The organism is Methylobacterium sp. Leaf88, assembly GCF_001422795.1.
GTDB lineage: Bacteria > Pseudomonadota > Alphaproteobacteria > Rhizobiales > Beijerinckiaceae > Methylobacterium.
Genome location: NZ_LMMK01000024.1, coordinates 73,163 through 88,230, shown reverse-complemented (window position 1 = coordinate 88,230; position 15,068 = coordinate 73,163). Strand labels below are relative to the sequence as shown.

The following is a 15,068-nucleotide window of genomic DNA, read 5'->3' as shown; positions in this document are numbered from 1 at the left end:
GGATTCATGCAGGCGTGGAAAACAATAAACACCGCCTGCCGAGAGGAAGGCGGTGCATTTTCTGTGTCAGGCGCTCAGCCGAGAGCTGCTCAGCGCGGAGCCAGAATCATGATCATCTGGCGGCCCTCGAGCATCGGCTCGCTCTCAACCTTAGCGATCTCCTGGGTCTCGTTCTTCACCCGCTCGAGCAGGCGCAGGCCGATGTCCTGGTGGGCCATCTCACGGCCGCGGAAGCGCAGAGTCACTTTGACCTTGTCGCCTTCCTCAAAGAACCGAATTACGGCCTTCATCTTTGTATCGTAGTCGTGCTTGTCGATCCCGGGGCGGAGTTTGATCTCCTTGACCTCGACCGTCTTCTGCTTCTTGCGCGCTTCGTTCTGCTTCTTCTGTTCGTTGAAGCGGAAACGGCCGTAGTCAAGAAGCTTACAGACGGGAGGGACGGAGTTCGGTGCGATCTCGACGAGGTCGAGACCCGCCTCCTCGGCCATGGCGATGGCGTCGAAGAAGGCGACGACGCCACGGTTCTGTCCGGTGTCGTCGATGAGCTGCACTTCGCGGACGCCGCGGATGTCCCGGTTGGCGCGCGGCCCGTCCTTCTGCGGGGCCGGCATAGCTCTCATAGGTCTACGAATGGCTTTGGTCTCCTAGTGAAACGACGAAACGGCAGCCCGCGAACTCAAACCCCGTTTGGGGTCGATCCTGGCCACCCATCGCTCGCGAAATTCGGTGCGACACCTTGGCTGAACTCTCGTGCAAGTCAACACGGTCGTCGCAGTTTGGTTCATTGGACGCAGCGATCACCCGCGTGCGGCCACGGCCCGGCTGACGATGAGGTCGGCATAGACGGCAAGTGTGTCGCCGACCATGCCTTCGAGGGAGAAGTGCGCCTCGACATGCGCTCGGCCGCGCCGGGTCATCGCATCGCGCGCGCTGGCCCCTAGGGACAGGGCGTCCGACAGAGCGTCGGCCAGAGCACCGGCATCACCCGGCGGAACTCGCCATCCCGTCCGCTGGGCCGGCGGAACTTCGGGAGGTGCCAACACCGTTTCCGGCACGGCTCCAAGATCCGACACCACCACAGGGGTGCCCAGGGCCTGGGCCTCCACGGCGGAACGGCCGAAAGCTTCGGGCTCCACGGATGGTACCGCCACGACGGAGGCCGCCCGGAAGGCCGCCGGCATATCAGTGCAGTGCCCAACCCGGTGCACAATCGCCTGAAGGCCGCGCGCCGCGATTAACGCGTCGAGCTCGCGCTCGTAGGCGACGCGTCCCTGCGGATCGCCGGCGAGGACGATGGCAACGTCGGTGATGCCGCGATTGCGCATCAGCGCCGCCGCCTCGATCAGGACCCGCTGACCCTTCCAGCCCGTCAGCCGCGCGGCGAGCAGCACCACGCGCTCATGCGGGGCGACGCCCCAGGCACGGCGCAGGGCTTCGACCCGCGCCGGCAAGACCGCCGCGGGCGCAAACTGCGCCAGATCGGTGCCGCGATGGATGACCCGAACCCGGTCGCCCGCCTGTTCCGGGTGCAGGGTGCGGATCAGGTCGGCCGTGTAGTGCGAGTTGGCGATGACCACGTCACCCCGTGCCATCACGGAGTTGTAGAGGACTTTTACCCCCGTACGGCCGGAATAGCTGCCGTGATACGTCGTCACGAAGGGAAGCTTCACGCGGCGCGCGGCACCCAGGGCGACCCAGGCCGGGGCCCGCGAGCGAGCGTGGACGACGTGCACGCCCTCGCGTCGGCACAGGCGGGCGAGGCGCCCCACATTTACGGCCATGGCAAGCGGATTCTTCGAAGCCGCCGGAAACGGGAGCCAGATGCCGCCCTTGGCCTGCAATTCGCCGATCAAGCGGCCGCCCTCGGTGGCCACCAGCGCCCGGGCGCCGGCCGCAGCCAAGGCGGCGGCGACATCGACGGTGGTGCGCTCGGCGCCGCCGGCATCGAGCTCCGGAATGATCTGCAAGATGGTCGCCCCTGCGAGCGGCGCACGCTCGGACGGAAAGCTGCCGCGCACGTCGCCGTTCATGACGGGCAAGCCGGAATGGCCCACGGCCCGGGATCGAAGCTCGGGTCGCGTACCCAAGGAAAACAGCGTCCGTCTTGCGTGTCGGTCATGGCCGTGAGCTTGAACGCCGCGCTTTACGGCCCGGTAAACGAAATGCAAAGGCGATGCGTTCAGTTCGATGCATCCCAGGGCAAGGGTTAACGAATGACGTCTGCGCAGGATGGGGCGCTGGAGTTCCTTGAGGTCGGGACCGGATCGGCGGCACGGCAGATCGCAGTGCGACGGAGAGCCGGCGAAGGCCCTCCACTGGTCTGGCTCGGCGGCTTCCGCTCAGATATGGGCGCCACCAAGGCGATGACGCTCGATGCCTGGGCCAAGCGGCAGGGCCGACCTCTGGTTCGGTTCGACTACACTGGCCATGGCGAATCGACCGGCGTGTTCGCCGAGGCCACGATCTCAACTTGGCTCGCGGATGCACAGGCGGTCGTTGCTGCCTACGCGCCCGAGAACCCGATCCTGGTGGGTTCGTCGATGGGCGGCTGGATCGCATGCCTGGTGGCCTGTGCGCGCGCAGGCAACCGCCGGACGGCGCCGTCAGGCCTTGTCCTCATCGCGCCGGCCCTGGATTTCACCCAAAGCCTCCTCTGGGACCGGTTCACGCCAGAAATCCGGGCGCAGATAGAACGGGACGGCGCCTGGCTTCGGCCAAGCGCCTATGATCCGACGCCGGTCCCGATCACTCACGCGCTCATCCAAGACGGTCAGCGCCATTGTCTGCTCGGAGCGAACTTCGATCCCGGCTGCCCGGTCCATATCCTGCAAGGCATGGACGACCCCGACGTTCCCTACACGCACGCCCTGCGCGTGGTGGAGAGGCTTCCGAAGGCCGGCACCCTCCTCACCCTCATCGCGGACGGCGACCATCGTCTGTCCCGGCCGCAGGATCTGCAACGGCTTCTGACGACGGTCACCGAATTCCGGGTCAGTGCAGACTGACCGTGTAGAGGTCGTTGGCGGCCGCATTGGCCACCACGGCATCCCGAGAGTCGGCGAGCAGGATCGGTGCACCGCTGGCCGAGAGAAGCGCGAACAGGTCAAGACCAGGCGTCAGGTCAGGTGCCTGCGGAAAGATGCGCTTTACCTCGTCGGAGCGGATCGCGCGCACATAGGCGATATGTCCTTCGCCGAGCGCAGCGAGATCAGCCACATTGAAGTCGGCCGGGTCGAGATCGGCCTGGGTGAGCGGATTGGTGTTGAACTCGGTCATGGACTGCCCTCCTTCTTGGCAGAGCGGTACACCGGGAACGGGCCCGGCGGTCGATGTGAGCCGAAGCCCTGGCATCAGGCCTCGTCGCGGGACGCGATGGCAATCTTGCGGACGATTCTGTCCGGCTCCGGCCGAGTTAGGTCGATCGACAAGAGACCGTTCGAGAGATCGGCGCCCATCACCTCCATGCCGTCCGCGAGCAGAAATGCGCGCTGGAACTGACGCGCAGCGATACCGCGGTGCAGGAACTGCCGGGTCTTGTCGTCCACCTGCCGGCCACGCACCACCAGCTGGCTTTCCTCCAGCATCACGTCGAGCTGATCGCGGGTGAACCCCGCGACAGCCAGAGTGATGCGAAGGCGCTCCGGCTGATGCTCGGTCCGCGCCAGACGCTCGATATTGTAAGGCGGATACCCATCGTTGGCGGCCTTCGACACCCGGTCGAGAGCCTGTTCGATCTCATCGAATCCGAGGAGAAAGGGATGTCCAAACGGAGAGGGCCGAGTCGTCACGAACGCATATCCTTCCAGCGAAGCCCGAAACAGAGTTTCATGAGGCACTTCGGTGATCGGGGCCCGCCTTCGCAGCACCCCTCCCGGCATTCGATCGCCGGTCTTCGCGATATGGAGGCGGGCTCGGAAGGCATCAAGGGCGAGGCCGCCCCGACACATTGCCCCATCAGCCTTCGAGCACCCGTTAGCCCCTGAGGGCTCAGGCGCTTTCGGCATCCAAAGGCGGGACGGTTCGGCAGATCGCAAGCTAGACCGCTTCTGTGTCCCGAGTAACAGTTTGGAATTCCTCTGATATTCCGCCCTGCGCTTGATCTGCGGTCGCGTCCTCGGATATGCCCACCCCGCGTAGGGCAGTCCCTGGATCGTGGTTCTCAGACCGCGCGCTGGGGTGCTCACCGAAATCGATGCCGGGCCAAGCAGGGCTGTCGAGACATCCTGTCGAGACACGCGATCGCGCTGGAATCCGGTTGCGTCGCGCTGAGCGACGGTACTTTAGCGGGAGTGCGCGGCGTGAGCGAAGACGGGTCCTTGCGTAGGAATAAGACCATCGTGGCGAAGCATGTCGTTGCCGGCCTCGCGTCCCTGGCGATACTCACGAGCCTCGCCGCACCGGTCACCGCGCAGGACGGCAAGACCGCGCCGATCAAGCTGGAACTCAATCGCCTGGAACCCGCCGGCGACGCCTGCCGCACCTATCTTCTCGTGGACAACAGCCGCGGCCCAGCGTTGAAATCCCTGAAGGTCGATCTGTTCGCCTTCGATACCGAAGGCATCGCCCAGAAGCGCCTGTCCGTGGAGCTGGGACCGGTGCAAGACCGCAAGACGATGGTCCGCCTCTTCGACTTCCCGGGGATCGCCTGCCCAAAGATCGGTCGCCTGCTCCTCAACGACGTCCTGGCCTGCGAGGGCGGCGAGGCCAGCCGTGAGACCTGCCTCGACCGCATTGAGACCGAGAGTAAGACCTCCGCGGCCTTCGTGCGCTAATCAGCGCATTCGAGATCCGATATCGAAGCCCGCACACCGTACGCACTGAGAGAGACCATCATGGACCCGACCGCAGCGCAGGCCGAAGTCACGCACGACTTTTCCTTCATCGGACTGTTCCTGCAGGCGGATCCGATCGTGAAGGGCGTGATGATCCTCCTCGTGATCGCCTCGATCGCGTGCTGGACCGTCGTCTTCGAAAAGATCGTCCGGATTGCCGCCGCCAAGCGTCAAGCCAAGGCGTTCGACGTGCTGGTGCGGTCCGGTGGAGCGCTCGAATCATCCGGCGGCGGCATGGACGCTCAGATCATGGGAGCGGCCGCAGAGGCTTGGCGGGATCAGGATTCCAGCGAGACCCGGGCCGAGCGGCGCGACCGCATCGAGCGCGCGATGCGCGCGGCCCTGACCAGCCGGATCAAGCGTCTGCAAACCGGCCTGCCTCTCCTGGCCACCGCTGGCTCGACGGCGCCCTTCATCGGGCTGTTCGGGACGGTCTGGGGCATCATGAATTCCTTCTCGTCCATCGCCAAGAGCCAGGACACCTCGCTGGCGGTGGTCGCCCCAGGGATCGCCGAAGCCCTGTTCGCCACGGCCATCGGCCTCATCGTCGCGATCCCTGCCGTGATGGCCTACAACAAGCTTATCAACGATGTCAGTCGGATCCAGTCCAGTTTCGTCTCCAGCATCGGCATTCTCGGCAATCGCCTCGCCCGCGACCGAGCCGTGCATGGCCGTGCCGCCGCCGAGTGAACGCTCCTACCTGACCAAGGCACGCTCCGGCGCCGCGCGAGCGCCGATTCCTGACAGCAACCTGTGCGGCGGACCGGCCTGATCGCCCTTCGCCCTGGCCCTGGAGGGCCGCTTCACGATGGCAATGGGTTCGATCCGCGCCGGCGGCAGCGATGACGATGATGGTCTCGACGCAGCGCCGATGTCCGAGATCAACGTCACCCCGATGGTCGACGTTATGCTCGTGCTGCTGATCATCTTCATGGTGGCCGCTCCCCTGATGACCACGGGCGTGCCTGTGCAGTTGCCCAAGACCACCGCCCAGAAAGTCGCCCAGGCCAAGAAGCCGCTCGAGATCTCCATCGACAAGGACGGAAGGCCCTACCTCGCCAAGGAAGAACTCACGCCGGATGCGATCCTGCCCCGCCTGCGCGCATTGGCGGCCCAGGACCCGACCCAGGTGATGCTGGTGCGTGGCGACCGCGACGTGCCCTATGGCAAAATCATGGAGGTGATGGGCCTCGTCGGCCAAGCCGGCTTCACGAAGGTCTCGTTGATCGCCCAATCGCCCGGCGGTGCGCTGCCCGCTTCGCCGGCCGCCGCTCCGGCCCCTGTCAGCGGAACGCCGCAGTAATCCATGAACGCCCTGCATCCCAACAGCGCCTTCGCGACACCGGTCGAACCGGAACAGCGCGGTCCGTCCGGGCTCGCCGCGGCGTTCCTCGTTGCGCTGGCCCTGCACCTCGCAGCGCTGGTCGGCATGGCACTGTTCGGCACGGCGCCAACCGCGCCTCCGGGCGAGAATATCGTGACGATCGATCTCGCCCCGCAGATGACAGAGGCGAACACCCAGGCGCCCGCCGAGCAGGCAGCCCAGGCACCCGCCCCGCCTGAAGCGAATCCGGTGGAAACGCCAGAGGCGGTTCCGGTCACGAAACCTCTTGAGACGACCGAGGTGGCGCCGCCCGAAGCCACCGTCCCGCCGCCGCCGGACGCGGCACCGGTCGCCCCCGAAGCCACCACCATGGCCGAGCCGCCTGAGGCACCGGTCACGCCTCCGCCCGAAGCGGTCGTCGAACCGCCGCCGGAGGATCAGGTCATCACCTCGACGGGACAGGAAGCGCCCGCCCTGGCGCCGCCCCCGCCCACGATCGCGGAGGCTCCCAAGCCTTTAGAGGTGGAGAAGCCGAAGCCGGATATGGCCAAGATCCTCGAGGCCAAGCGTGAGGCGAAGCGGAAGGCCGATCGCGAGGCCCGCCTGAAGGTCGAACAGGAGGAGCGCCGCGAGGCCATCGCCGAGGCCCGTCGCGAAGCTGCCAAGGAAGCCAAGGCAAAGGCTGCCAAGGAGGCTGCACGCCGCGCGGCGGCCGCGGCGAGCGAAGGGCGTGCCCAGCAGAATTCGGCTTCCGCTTCGCGGCAGAGCAGTGCGGGCTCAGCCGCTGGCGGGAACGATCCGAATGCGCTCAGGGCATGGCAAGGCATGCTGAGCTCGGCGATCCGGGGGCGAATGAACGCGAATGCGGCGGCTGGCACCAGCGGCGGCGTGGCCGTCGTTCGGTTCACGGTGTCCCGCTCCGGTCAGGTGCTGAGTTCGGGGCTGGCGAGCAGCAGCGGCGTCGGCGCCATCGATAGCGCCGCCTTGGCGACCGTTCGTGGCTCACTCCCCGCAGCACCCGCCGGGATCAGTTTGAGCAGCCTCGCCGTTACCGTGCCGCTGCGCTTCAGTCCCGGACGCTGATCGCGGCGCGGGCAGCCAACTGTGGCCGTGTGGTTCACCAGCGACACGCATTTCGGCGATCCGCGCATCCTGCGGATCGACAAGCGGCCCTACGCCGATCTTGCGACACACGACGCCGCACTCATCGCCGCCTGGAATACGGTCGTCGGGCCCGAGGACGACGTCTGGCACCTCGGCGACTTCGCCCTCGGTTCCTCCGACAGCCGCATTGCCGCGATCCTGGGAAGCCTGTCAGGCACCAAGCACCTCATCATCGGAAACAATGACGGGGCCGGGACACTGCATGCGCCCGGATGGGCTACGATCGCCCATTATGCCGAGATTACCATCGATGCGCGGCGCTTGGTACTCTGTCACTACGCGTTCCGGACTTGGAACGGAATCGGTCGCGGTGCCGTCAACCTGCACGGTCACTCGCACAACAAGTTGAAACCGATTCCCCGGCAGTACGATGTCGGTGTCGATGCGCAGGGCCCCGCCCCGATTTCTCTGGCCGCAATTCTGGTTTCCCGGCGCCGGCGGACGACGCCATGGGCCAGCGTGGAACCTTAACGACAGGTTCGCCGTTTCTGGAACCTGCACGCGATATGAGTGCTGCTCCTCCGATGCAACATCGGAGAGTTCAGTACTGATCTTGCGGACACTTTCGAACGCTCGATGAATTCTGTTCACCGGCGGCACGTCCAAGTGTCCCCATCTCAGGTGTCCCCATGCGTCAACCCCTTCAACTGACTCTTGCCGCCGGCCTTGTGATGGCTCTCGTGACGCCAGCCCTCGCCGCCCCCGCCTGTCTCGACGCGCAACGCAAGATCGATGAGGCCAATGCCCTCCGCTACCAGTTCCGTCAGGAGGCGCGGATCGGCCATCACGACCGTGCCTGTGACACCCTTGACGAGATCGGCGACCGTTATGCCGATGCGCGTGATGCATTCGAGGACTGCGGCGCTGGCGTCGTCGCCATCGATCTGCGCAGCGAGTCGCGGGCTCTTCGGGCGGCCAAGCGCGCCAATCGTTGCGATTGATGGGGTGTGGGCCCGCACGCCCGCCCGCCAAGCTTCGTTTCACTGTCAACCCGCATGCGACAGATGAGTCGCCGCTAAGGTCAGCCATCATGAACACCACCGCCGCCCTCGACCTGAAGACCACAGATCGCAGCTTCTCCACCGGCCCCTCCTTCGCGGCCGCCCTCTGCGGGTTCGTCAGCACCACCGTGGCGACCACGATGGTGATGTTCCTGATCAGCAGCCTCTGAGTCTTACAGATCGTTCTCTCAGGGAGCGACGAACCAGAACCGTCGCTTTGAGAACAGCATGTCCGGTTGTCCTACCGTCGCGGTCTGACGGCATGGCGGATCTGGGCGAGATGCCTCCGGCGTCTTCGCCGATGGCATCAACAGCGCAGTGGACACGGGAAAAAGGCCCAGCTTGGCCTGCACGACCGGTTGGCGGACGGCGGAAATCGTGACGAGCCCGACCAGCAATCCGCCCGCGACAGTGCCCAGAATGAAATTCATCATGGTGGCGGTAATCCAACACCCTGCGCGTGATCCGCGTGGGCGCGCGCTCTCCGTCGTCGCATATCCGGGCATGATTACGGCACGGCGTGATATTACGGTCCCTTAACAATCGGATGCCTAAGTTCGGCCCGCGCCCCGAATCGGGTCTGCACACCTTGAGGGAGGATCGAGCGATGTCGTACGGGGCCAGCGCCTATGCCCGGGTTGCACAGACTGCACTGTCGCCGCGCGAGGCAGAGGCTGCCGTCTTGATCAAGGCTGCGACACGTCTGCAGGCGATCCAGACCGATTGGACCAATCAGTCCCCTGCCCTGAACGACGCCCTGAACTTCAATCAGAAGGTCTGGACCATCATCGCCGGAGCGGCCACGGCTCCCGAGAGCCCGTTGCCGGTCGAGATCAAGAACAACATCGCGGAACTCTCGACCTTCGTCTTCAAGCGGATGATCGACACGCTGATCGAACCGAGAGCCGAGAAGCTCTCCGCCCTCATCAGCATCAATCAGAACATCGCCGCCGGCCTGCGCATGTAGCTTCCGAACCACAAGCCTCCATCGAAAGAGCCCGCCGCTGGGAAGCGGCGGGCTCTTTCGATTCAGCCTCGGTATCCCTGCATCAACCGCGGGACGCCGTGGGCGGTGCCAGCCGCTCGGCCAGCGATTGCTCGTAGTGGATCAACTCCTTGCAGCGCTTCAGAGCACGATAAAGGTCGCGCTCGGCGATGAAATCATGGATGTCGCGCAGGTAGGGCGCCATGCTGGGCGCTGCCGCGATCAGGGCATTGGCCTGCGTGATGAAGAGATCCTCTGTCTCCGAGGTCACCTCGGCGAGGTACATTACCGTGAGGGTGAGATAGAGGCGCTTGCAGGCGGTGTCCGCCTCGCTCTCCAGGATGATGTCGCTCTCGCGCAGAAACTTCGTCACGGTCTCGATGACGAAGCTGGAACGCCGTGAGCCGTTGCGAATCGCGGTGCCCCCGATCAGCAGACGTTCGAACGGCTTCAGTTCGATCTTCAGGGGCATGGCGATCCTCGTTGCTAACCTCACAGGCATATTGGCCGGCCTTGGTTAACAGGATCTCAATAACGATCCCGACCCACACCGTCAACATATTGATAAAAAACATCTTTTTCAAAATCGATGGCAATTGATCTTTCCCGTCAAGCTTTCGTTCGACGCGTGTCTTAAGTCGATCGCAACGGATGGGTGCTCATGTGACCTTGCCTCCAAAAACGGAGGCGCACCGATCAGAATGGATCGAACAGCATGTCCTCAGGCATCACCCTTACCGCCGCGACCCGCCAGAACCTGCTCTCGCTGCAGGGCACGGCCGACCTTCTCTCCAGCACCCAGAACCGGCTCTCGACCGGCAAGAAGGTCAACTCGGCCCTCGATGACCCGACGAGCTTCTTCACCTCGCAGTCGCTGTCCGGCCGCTCGGGCGATCTCGGCTCTCTCCTCAACGGCATTTCGAACGGCGTCCAGACCATCCAGGCCGCCAACCAGGGTATCACCTCGATCCAGAAGCTGGTCGACTCCGCAAAGTCCACCGCCAACCAGGCACTGGCCGACAAGAGTGCTGTCTCCAGTGGAACCCCTGCTACTGCCGCAATCCTCACAGCAGTGACTGGCTTTCAGGGCACCACCACGGCTGCCACCGATGGTACGCAAGACTTTTCGGGCACCCGCAACGCCACTTTCACTCTTGGTGACGGGACCAACACCACTACGATTACGCTTGATGCGACGACTCTGAGCGGTGTTACCAGCAATGTTTCGAAAGCGACTGCCGACGACGTTGTGAAGGCGATCAACAATCAGCTTGCCAACGATACGACCAATCCGGCAGCGGTCTCCGCGTCCAAGACCACCGACGGTCGTATTGTCTTCACCTCGACGGCAACGGGTTCGGCAGCCTCCGCGGTTGTCACCAACACCGCTGGCAACGAAGTGGATATCGGGTTCGGCACGGCGGTCGCTGCGCAGACTGCCACGGGTGCCGCTGCTAAGAGCACGGCAACCGCTGCGATCGCAGTTGCCAATACGGCTGTAGCGACGACCCTTGATCTCTCCGGCGCCAACACGGCTGCGTTCAACATCCAGTTGGGCAGCGGTCCGACCAAGACTATCACGGTGGCGGCAGGTGCGACACCCGCTGCGACGACGAAGACCGAGATCCTTGCCTCGATCAACAGCCAGCTTTCATCTGATACTGGCTTCAAGGGCCAGGTCACTGCAAGCTTCGACACCAACAACAAATTGACCTTCACGTCGACTGCGACCGGCTCATCTCAGAAGATCACCATCGACAACTCCGCCGGCGGCAACACGGACCTCGGCTTCGGCGTTGCCGGTACCACGACCAAGGCTGTCGTCGCCTCGGGCTCTGGTTCGGCCAGTGGTACGAACTCTACCCGGACTGCGCTGGCCAAGCAGTTCAACGACCTGTTGACCCAGATCACGCAGCAGGCCCAGGACTCCAGCTACAACGGTATCAATCTGCTGTCCCGCTCGGGCAGCGATCCAAGTGAGAACTCGCTGAAGGTTACTTTCAATGAGACCGGTTCTTCGAGTATCACGATTGCCGGCGCGAAGCTCGACGCCGATGGTCTGGGTCTCAACTCCATCACCGGCGGCTTCCAGTCGGATGATGAGATCAACTCGGCCCTGACGGCCATCACTGCCGCCACCAGCCAGCTTCGCGCCCAGTCCTCGACCTTCGGCTCGAATCTCACGGTGGTGCAGAACCGTCAGGATTTCTCGAAGAACCTGATCAACATCCTCGACACCGGCTCGGCCAACCTGACGAACGCGGACCTCAACGAGGAAGCCGCCAACTCGCAGGCCCTGTCGACCCGCCAGTCGATCGGCATCTCGGCCCTCTCGCTCGCCAACACGGCGCAGCAGGGCATCCTGCAGCTCCTCCGCTAAGGGGAAGCCGGCCGCCGGCCTTCGGGCCGGCGGCTTTTTTCAGGGTTGAGTGGACGTCAAAAAAGAAGGCCGGGGCGCACCGCCCCGGCCTTCTCTTCGTTTCGCTCGCTGCAGCTCAGGCGGTACGGTCGAAGGGGCGGGCCACGGGCTTGGCGCGGGCCTCGGCGGCCTCCGCATAGGCGCGGGCCTTGAGCACCACCGGGTCGGGCAGCTGCACCACGACGTCGCCCGAATTCGGATCCACCTCCTGGTAGACCACCGCCTTGGTGTCCTGGTCGATCCGGATGCGTGGCTCCATCACGATTTGGGTCGCCTTCGCGTCCTGCTCGGGCGTGGGTGTCCGGACGGTGCCGGCGCGCGGATCGGCTGCCGGGTCTAGGCTGCGAATCTCCACCCGCACGGCCGGTGCGAGGGGCGCCGGGGCCTGAACGGGCTGAACCGGGGGACTGGGAGCCGGCGTGGCGCCGGTGACGCGGGCCGGAAGCACGGCGCCGAGGCTAGTGATCGACATGGCACGCTCCTGTTCGCGGCTTTCGCGGTCTCCAGCCAGACAAGGCTTGCAGCGTGAATGGGATCTTAAGGAATCGGTTCCGCCACCGGCTTCTTGGCCGACAGGCTCAAGGCAATGCCAAGGCGACGCATCGAATCTTAACGATCGGTCAGATCTCGACGGCGCCGGCCGCCCGTCCCATCCCGTGCGGATCGAAGGCGACGCTCTTGACGATGGCGAAGACCGGCCGTCCGGGGACGAGGCCGAGTTCGTGCACGGAGGCGCGGGTCAGGCGTGCGGAGAGCACGGCGCCGCCGCAATCCACCTCCACCAGCACCGTGCCGTCCGCCTGAGGATGCAGGGCAAGGACTTGCCCGCTCAGGCGATTTCGGGCGCTCAAGCCGATGGGCTCGTCGAGGGAGAGCAGGACGTCGCGGGCGGGAACGTGGACGCGGATGCCGGTGCCGACCGCCCGGTTGAGGCGCGGCACGAGGAGGCGCCCGGCCCGCCCGGAGAGGAGCGTCAGGCCGGAATTCGGGGCGTCGGCCTCCACCACCATGTCGAGGAGGGCGCCGGCTTCGGCTGCGTGGAAGGCCCCGAGATCGCCCCGGCGCAGGATGCCCTCGGCGGGTCCGGCGGCAGCGACGCGGCCCCCTTCGAGCACCACGATGGTGTCGGCGAGGCGCGCCACCTCGGGCACCGCATGGCTGACGTATACCAAGGGGATCGCGGCCACGTCACGCAGGCGCTCGATCAGCGGCAGGATCTCGGCCTTGCGCTCGGCATCGAGGGCGGCGAGCGGCTCGTCCAGGAGCAGGAGGCGGGGCCGCGACAGCAGCGCCCGGCCGATCGCCACGCGCTGGCCCTCGCCGCCGGAGAGTCCGGCCGGCCGCCGGTCGAGGAGGTGGCCGATGCCCAGGAGCGCGATGACCGCCTCCGGTTCCAGGCCGGCTCTGTCCCGGCGGCCGCGGGCGAACCAGCGCCCGTAGGCGAGGTTCTGCCGGACCGAGAGGTGGGGCATCAGCCGCGCCTCCTGGAAGACGGTGCCGATGCGGCGGCGATGGGCGGGCACCGCGCGGCCGCGCTCGGTGTCGAGCAGGGTCTCGCCGTCGAGGGCGATCCGACCCCGGTCGGGCCGGGCCAGACCGGCGAGGCAGGCGATCACCGTGCTCTTGCCCGAGCCCGAGCGGCCGAACAGGGCGGTAAGGCCCGGCGGAGCGGTGAAGGCCACGTCGAGGCGGAAGGCGCCGCGCGCCAGGGCGAGATCGACCGCGAGCGTCATCGGCTCACCCCGCCCCGATCCGGCGCCCGACCCGGCGGGCCAGGAGTTCGGAGACCAGCAGCGCCGCCATCGAGATCGCCACGGAGACCAGGGTGAGGCGCAGGGCCCCCGCCTCCCCGCCGGGCACCTGGGTCAGGGTGTAGATCGCCGAAGGCAGGGTCTGAGTCTCCCCGGGAATGTTCGACACGAACGTGATGGTGGCGCCGAATTCGCCCATCGCCTTCGCGAAGGCCAGCACCGCGCCGGCCAGGACCCCCGGCAGGGCGAGGGGCAGCGTCACGGTGAGGAAGACCGCGCAGGGTCCGGCGCCGAGGGTCGCGGCGGCCTGCTCGACGCGGGCATCGACGGCCTCCAGGGAGAGGCGCATCGCCCGCACCATCAGGGGAAAGCCCATCACCGCGCAGGCGAGCGCCGCCCCGGTCCAGCGGAACGAGAGGACGATGCCGAGATCGGCCAGGACGGCCCCGAAGGTCCCGCGCCGGCCGAAGGCCATAAGCAGGAGATAGCCCGTCACCACCGGGGGCAGGATGAGGGGGAGATGGACCAGCCCGTCGAGGAGCGCCCGTCCGGGGAAGCGCCGACGCGCCAGCACCCAGGCGACGGCCAGCCCCGGGCCGAGGCTCGCCAGGGTGGCGACGCCGGCCACGCGCAGGCTGAGGGCGATGGCGGACCATTCCTCCGGCGAGAGGCCGAGCCGGTCCAGGATCGCGGCGCTCAAGGCCGGACGATCAGGTCCGGTCCTCGGCGCCGATCACCGAGAAGCCCTGGCGCTCGAAGAACACCCGGGCGGCGGGGCTGCGCAGGTAGGCGAGAAGCGCGGCCGCATCCGGGTTGGTCGACTCCTTCGTGAGCGCCACGGGATAGATCACCGGCGGGTGGCTCGCGGCCGGGAAGGTGGCGACCACCCGCACGCTGGGGTCGGAGACCGCGTCGGTGGCGTAGACGATGCCGAGCGGCGCCTCGCCGCGGGCCACGAGCAGGAGGGCCGCCCGCACGTTCTCGGCCTGAGCGAGGCGGTCCTTCACGCCCTCCCAGGCGCCGAGGCTCTCCAGCGCCGCCTTGCCGTACTTGCCGGCCGGGACCGCCGCGACGTTGCCCATGGCGATGCGACCGTCGCCCAGCGCCTTGGCGAAGGTCGCGGCGAGGTCGGGGCCGGGCTTGAGCGCCAGGGCAACGGGCGAGTCCTTGGGGGCGATCAGCACGAGAGCGTTGCGCAGGAGGTTCGAGCGGGTGCCCGGCTTGAGGCCGTCCTTGCCCGCCACGTCATCCATCCAGGCGAGATCGGCCGAGAGGAACAGGTCGGCCGGCGCCCCGGCCTCGATCTGCTTGGCCAGCGCGCTGGAGGCCGCGTACGAGATCCGGGCGGTCTTGCCCGTCTCCGTCGTCCAGGCGGCGGTGGCCGCGTCGAGGGCGTTCTTCAGGCTGGCAGCGGCGAAGACCACCACGGGGGCTTCGGCCCGCACGGGCGTCTCGGCCCGCGCCGGCGTCACGCCGGCCCAGATCGCCAATCCCAGCACCGCCCCGAGCCACGTCCGCCGCGTCGGAATCATCGATCAGCCCTTCGTCTGCGGCCGGCACGACCCGGGAAGGCCGCCGGCGCCGGAGCCGCC

20 protein-coding genes are annotated in these 15,068 nt (G+C 66.4%); 10 read left to right on the top strand and 10 right to left on the bottom strand.

What is annotated here, in order from left to right:
* Positions 1-89: 89 nt before the first annotated feature.
* Together infC and ASF20_RS14760 are read right to left on the bottom strand one after the other, a co-directional pair.
* Positions 90-611 carry a translation initiation factor IF-3 gene (gene infC, locus ASF20_RS14765; protein ID WP_238280755.1) on the bottom strand — a complete coding sequence of 174 codons (522 nt, stop codon included), beginning with the start codon at positions 609-611 and terminating at the stop codon, positions 90-92.
* Between the two features lie 186 nt (positions 612-797).
* Positions 798-2,030, bottom strand: coding sequence for a glycosyltransferase family 4 protein (locus ASF20_RS14760; protein WP_056275217.1), 1,233 nt, complete (start codon positions 2,028-2,030; stop codon positions 798-800).
* 183 nt (positions 2,031-2,213) lie between these two features.
* Here ASF20_RS14760 and ASF20_RS14755 point away from each other — a divergent pair, with 183 nt between their 5' ends.
* The gene (locus ASF20_RS14755) at positions 2,214-3,005 is read left to right on the top strand and encodes an alpha/beta hydrolase (protein ID WP_056275215.1); all 792 of its coding nucleotides are present in this window, start codon (positions 2,214-2,216) and stop codon (positions 3,003-3,005) included.
* Here ASF20_RS14755 and ASF20_RS14750 read toward each other — a convergent pair.
* Together ASF20_RS14750 and ASF20_RS14745 are read right to left on the bottom strand one after the other, a co-directional pair.
* Positions 2,992-3,276, bottom strand: a complete 285-nt coding sequence (locus ASF20_RS14750) for a DUF1150 domain-containing protein (RefSeq protein WP_056214573.1) — start codon at positions 3,274-3,276, stop codon at positions 2,992-2,994. The genes ASF20_RS14755 and ASF20_RS14750 overlap by 14 nt on opposite strands.
* Before the next feature lie 74 nt (positions 3,277-3,350).
* On the bottom strand, positions 3,351-3,788 hold the full coding sequence (locus ASF20_RS14745) for an Hsp20 family protein (protein ID WP_056214570.1): 438 nt from the start codon (positions 3,786-3,788) through the stop codon (positions 3,351-3,353).
* 582 nt (positions 3,789-4,370) lie between these two features.
* Between ASF20_RS14745 and ASF20_RS14740 the strand changes: the two genes are divergently transcribed.
* The 7 genes from ASF20_RS14740 to ASF20_RS24645 all read left to right on the top strand — a co-directional run bounded on the left by ASF20_RS14740 (position 4,371) and on the right by ASF20_RS24645 (position 8,491).
* Entirely contained in the window at positions 4,371-4,772 is a 402-nt protein-coding gene (locus tag ASF20_RS14740) for a Tat pathway signal protein (protein ID WP_244472724.1), read from the top strand.
* Between the two features lie 60 nt (positions 4,773-4,832).
* Entirely contained in the window at positions 4,833-5,522 is a 690-nt protein-coding gene (locus tag ASF20_RS14735) for a MotA/TolQ/ExbB proton channel family protein (protein ID WP_056214567.1), read from the top strand.
* A gap of 118 nt (positions 5,523-5,640) precedes the next feature.
* On the top strand, positions 5,641-6,135 hold the full coding sequence (gene tolR, locus ASF20_RS14730; RefSeq protein WP_056275214.1) for a protein TolR: 495 nt from the start codon (positions 5,641-5,643) through the stop codon (positions 6,133-6,135).
* A 3-nt stretch (positions 6,136-6,138) separates the two neighbouring features.
* Positions 6,139-7,239 carry a TonB family protein gene (locus tag ASF20_RS14725; RefSeq protein ID WP_056275212.1) on the top strand — a complete coding sequence of 367 codons (1,101 nt, stop codon included), beginning with the start codon at positions 6,139-6,141 and terminating at the stop codon, positions 7,237-7,239.
* A gap of 21 nt (positions 7,240-7,260) precedes the next feature.
* Positions 7,261-7,791: a hypothetical protein gene (locus tag ASF20_RS14720; RefSeq protein ID WP_056275211.1), complete on the top strand. Its 531-nt coding sequence runs from the start codon at positions 7,261-7,263 to the stop codon at positions 7,789-7,791.
* A 158-nt stretch (positions 7,792-7,949) separates the two neighbouring features.
* On the top strand, positions 7,950-8,261 hold the full coding sequence (locus ASF20_RS14715) for a hypothetical protein (protein WP_056275209.1): 312 nt from the start codon (positions 7,950-7,952) through the stop codon (positions 8,259-8,261).
* Between the two features lie 89 nt (positions 8,262-8,350).
* Positions 8,351-8,491 carry a hypothetical protein gene (locus ASF20_RS24645; protein WP_181259622.1) on the top strand — a complete coding sequence of 47 codons (141 nt, stop codon included), beginning with the start codon at positions 8,351-8,353 and terminating at the stop codon, positions 8,489-8,491.
* Between the two features lie 18 nt (positions 8,492-8,509).
* Here the strand turns inward: ASF20_RS24645 and ASF20_RS23430 are convergent, their stop codons facing one another.
* Positions 8,510-8,755 (bottom strand): hypothetical protein, encoded by a 246-nt coding sequence (locus ASF20_RS23430; protein WP_056381226.1) that lies wholly within the window; start codon positions 8,753-8,755, stop codon positions 8,510-8,512.
* A gap of 173 nt (positions 8,756-8,928) precedes the next feature.
* Between ASF20_RS23430 and flaF the strand changes: the two genes are divergently transcribed.
* Positions 8,929-9,288: a flagellar biosynthesis regulator FlaF gene (flaF, locus tag ASF20_RS14710; RefSeq protein WP_056214542.1), complete on the top strand. Its 360-nt coding sequence runs from the start codon at positions 8,929-8,931 to the stop codon at positions 9,286-9,288.
* An 82-nt stretch (positions 9,289-9,370) separates the two neighbouring features.
* On the opposite strand, the gene ASF20_RS14705 is transcribed toward flaF, so the two are convergent.
* Positions 9,371-9,778 carry a flagellar biosynthesis repressor FlbT gene (locus ASF20_RS14705; protein WP_056275207.1) on the bottom strand — a complete coding sequence of 136 codons (408 nt, stop codon included), beginning with the start codon at positions 9,776-9,778 and terminating at the stop codon, positions 9,371-9,373.
* A gap of 243 nt (positions 9,779-10,021) precedes the next feature.
* On the opposite strand from ASF20_RS14705, the gene ASF20_RS14700 reads away from it, so the two are divergent.
* A complete protein-coding gene (locus ASF20_RS14700; RefSeq protein WP_056275205.1) occupies positions 10,022-11,686 on the top strand; it encodes a flagellin in 1,665 nt (554 codons plus the stop codon).
* Positions 11,687-11,801: 115 nt separating this feature from the next.
* Here ASF20_RS14700 and ASF20_RS14695 read toward each other — a convergent pair whose 3' ends face one another.
* The 4 genes from ASF20_RS14695 to modA form a co-directional block, all read right to left on the bottom strand.
* Positions 11,802-12,197, bottom strand: coding sequence for a hypothetical protein (locus ASF20_RS14695; RefSeq protein ID WP_056275203.1), 396 nt, complete (start codon positions 12,195-12,197; stop codon positions 11,802-11,804).
* Between the two features lie 148 nt (positions 12,198-12,345).
* On the bottom strand, positions 12,346-13,458 hold the full coding sequence (gene modC, locus ASF20_RS14690) for a molybdenum ABC transporter ATP-binding protein (protein ID WP_056214526.1): 1,113 nt from the start codon (positions 13,456-13,458) through the stop codon (positions 12,346-12,348).
* Positions 13,459-13,462: 4 nt separating this feature from the next.
* On the bottom strand, positions 13,463-14,164 hold the full coding sequence (modB, locus tag ASF20_RS14685; RefSeq protein WP_156648092.1) for a molybdate ABC transporter permease subunit: 702 nt from the start codon (positions 14,162-14,164) through the stop codon (positions 13,463-13,465).
* A 22-nt stretch (positions 14,165-14,186) separates the two neighbouring features.
* A complete protein-coding gene (modA, locus tag ASF20_RS14680) occupies positions 14,187-15,008 on the bottom strand; it encodes a molybdate ABC transporter substrate-binding protein (protein ID WP_056275202.1) in 822 nt (273 codons plus the stop codon).
* Between the last annotated feature and the right edge of the window lie 60 nt (positions 15,009-15,068).

Bases quoted from the DNA above. Each gene is read 5' to 3' on its own strand.
- tolR (WP_056275214.1), top strand. From the start codon at position 5,641: ATGGCAATGGGTTCGATCCGCGCCGGCGGCAGCGATGACGATGATGGT.
- ASF20_RS14695 (WP_056275203.1), bottom strand. From the start codon at position 12,197: ATGTCGATCACTAGCCTCGGCGCCGTGCTTCCGGCCCGCGTCACCGGC.
- ASF20_RS14725 (WP_056275212.1), top strand. From the start codon at position 6,139: ATGAACGCCCTGCATCCCAACAGCGCCTTCGCGACACCGGTCGAACCG.
- infC (WP_238280755.1), bottom strand. From the start codon at position 611: ATGCCGGCCCCGCAGAAGGACGGGCCGCGCGCCAACCGGGACATCCGC.
- ASF20_RS14760 (WP_056275217.1), bottom strand. From the start codon at position 2,030: ATGAACGGCGACGTGCGCGGCAGCTTTCCGTCCGAGCGTGCGCCGCTC.
- ASF20_RS24645 (WP_181259622.1), top strand. From the start codon at position 8,351: ATGAACACCACCGCCGCCCTCGACCTGAAGACCACAGATCGCAGCTTC.
- ASF20_RS14755 (WP_056275215.1), top strand. From the start codon at position 2,214: ATGACGTCTGCGCAGGATGGGGCGCTGGAGTTCCTTGAGGTCGGGACC.
- ASF20_RS14700 (WP_056275205.1), top strand. From the start codon at position 10,022: ATGTCCTCAGGCATCACCCTTACCGCCGCGACCCGCCAGAACCTGCTC.
- ASF20_RS14750 (WP_056214573.1), bottom strand. From the start codon at position 3,276: ATGACCGAGTTCAACACCAATCCGCTCACCCAGGCCGATCTCGACCCG.
- modA (WP_056275202.1), bottom strand. From the start codon at position 15,008: ATGATTCCGACGCGGCGGACGTGGCTCGGGGCGGTGCTGGGATTGGCG.
- ASF20_RS14715 (WP_056275209.1), top strand. From the start codon at position 7,950: ATGCGTCAACCCCTTCAACTGACTCTTGCCGCCGGCCTTGTGATGGCT.
- flaF (WP_056214542.1), top strand. From the start codon at position 8,929: ATGTCGTACGGGGCCAGCGCCTATGCCCGGGTTGCACAGACTGCACTG.
- ASF20_RS14705 (WP_056275207.1), bottom strand. From the start codon at position 9,778: ATGCCCCTGAAGATCGAACTGAAGCCGTTCGAACGTCTGCTGATCGGG.
- modC (WP_056214526.1), bottom strand. From the start codon at position 13,458: ATGACGCTCGCGGTCGATCTCGCCCTGGCGCGCGGCGCCTTCCGCCTC.
- ASF20_RS14735 (WP_056214567.1), top strand. From the start codon at position 4,833: ATGGACCCGACCGCAGCGCAGGCCGAAGTCACGCACGACTTTTCCTTC.
- ASF20_RS23430 (WP_056381226.1), bottom strand. From the start codon at position 8,755: ATGATGAATTTCATTCTGGGCACTGTCGCGGGCGGATTGCTGGTCGGG.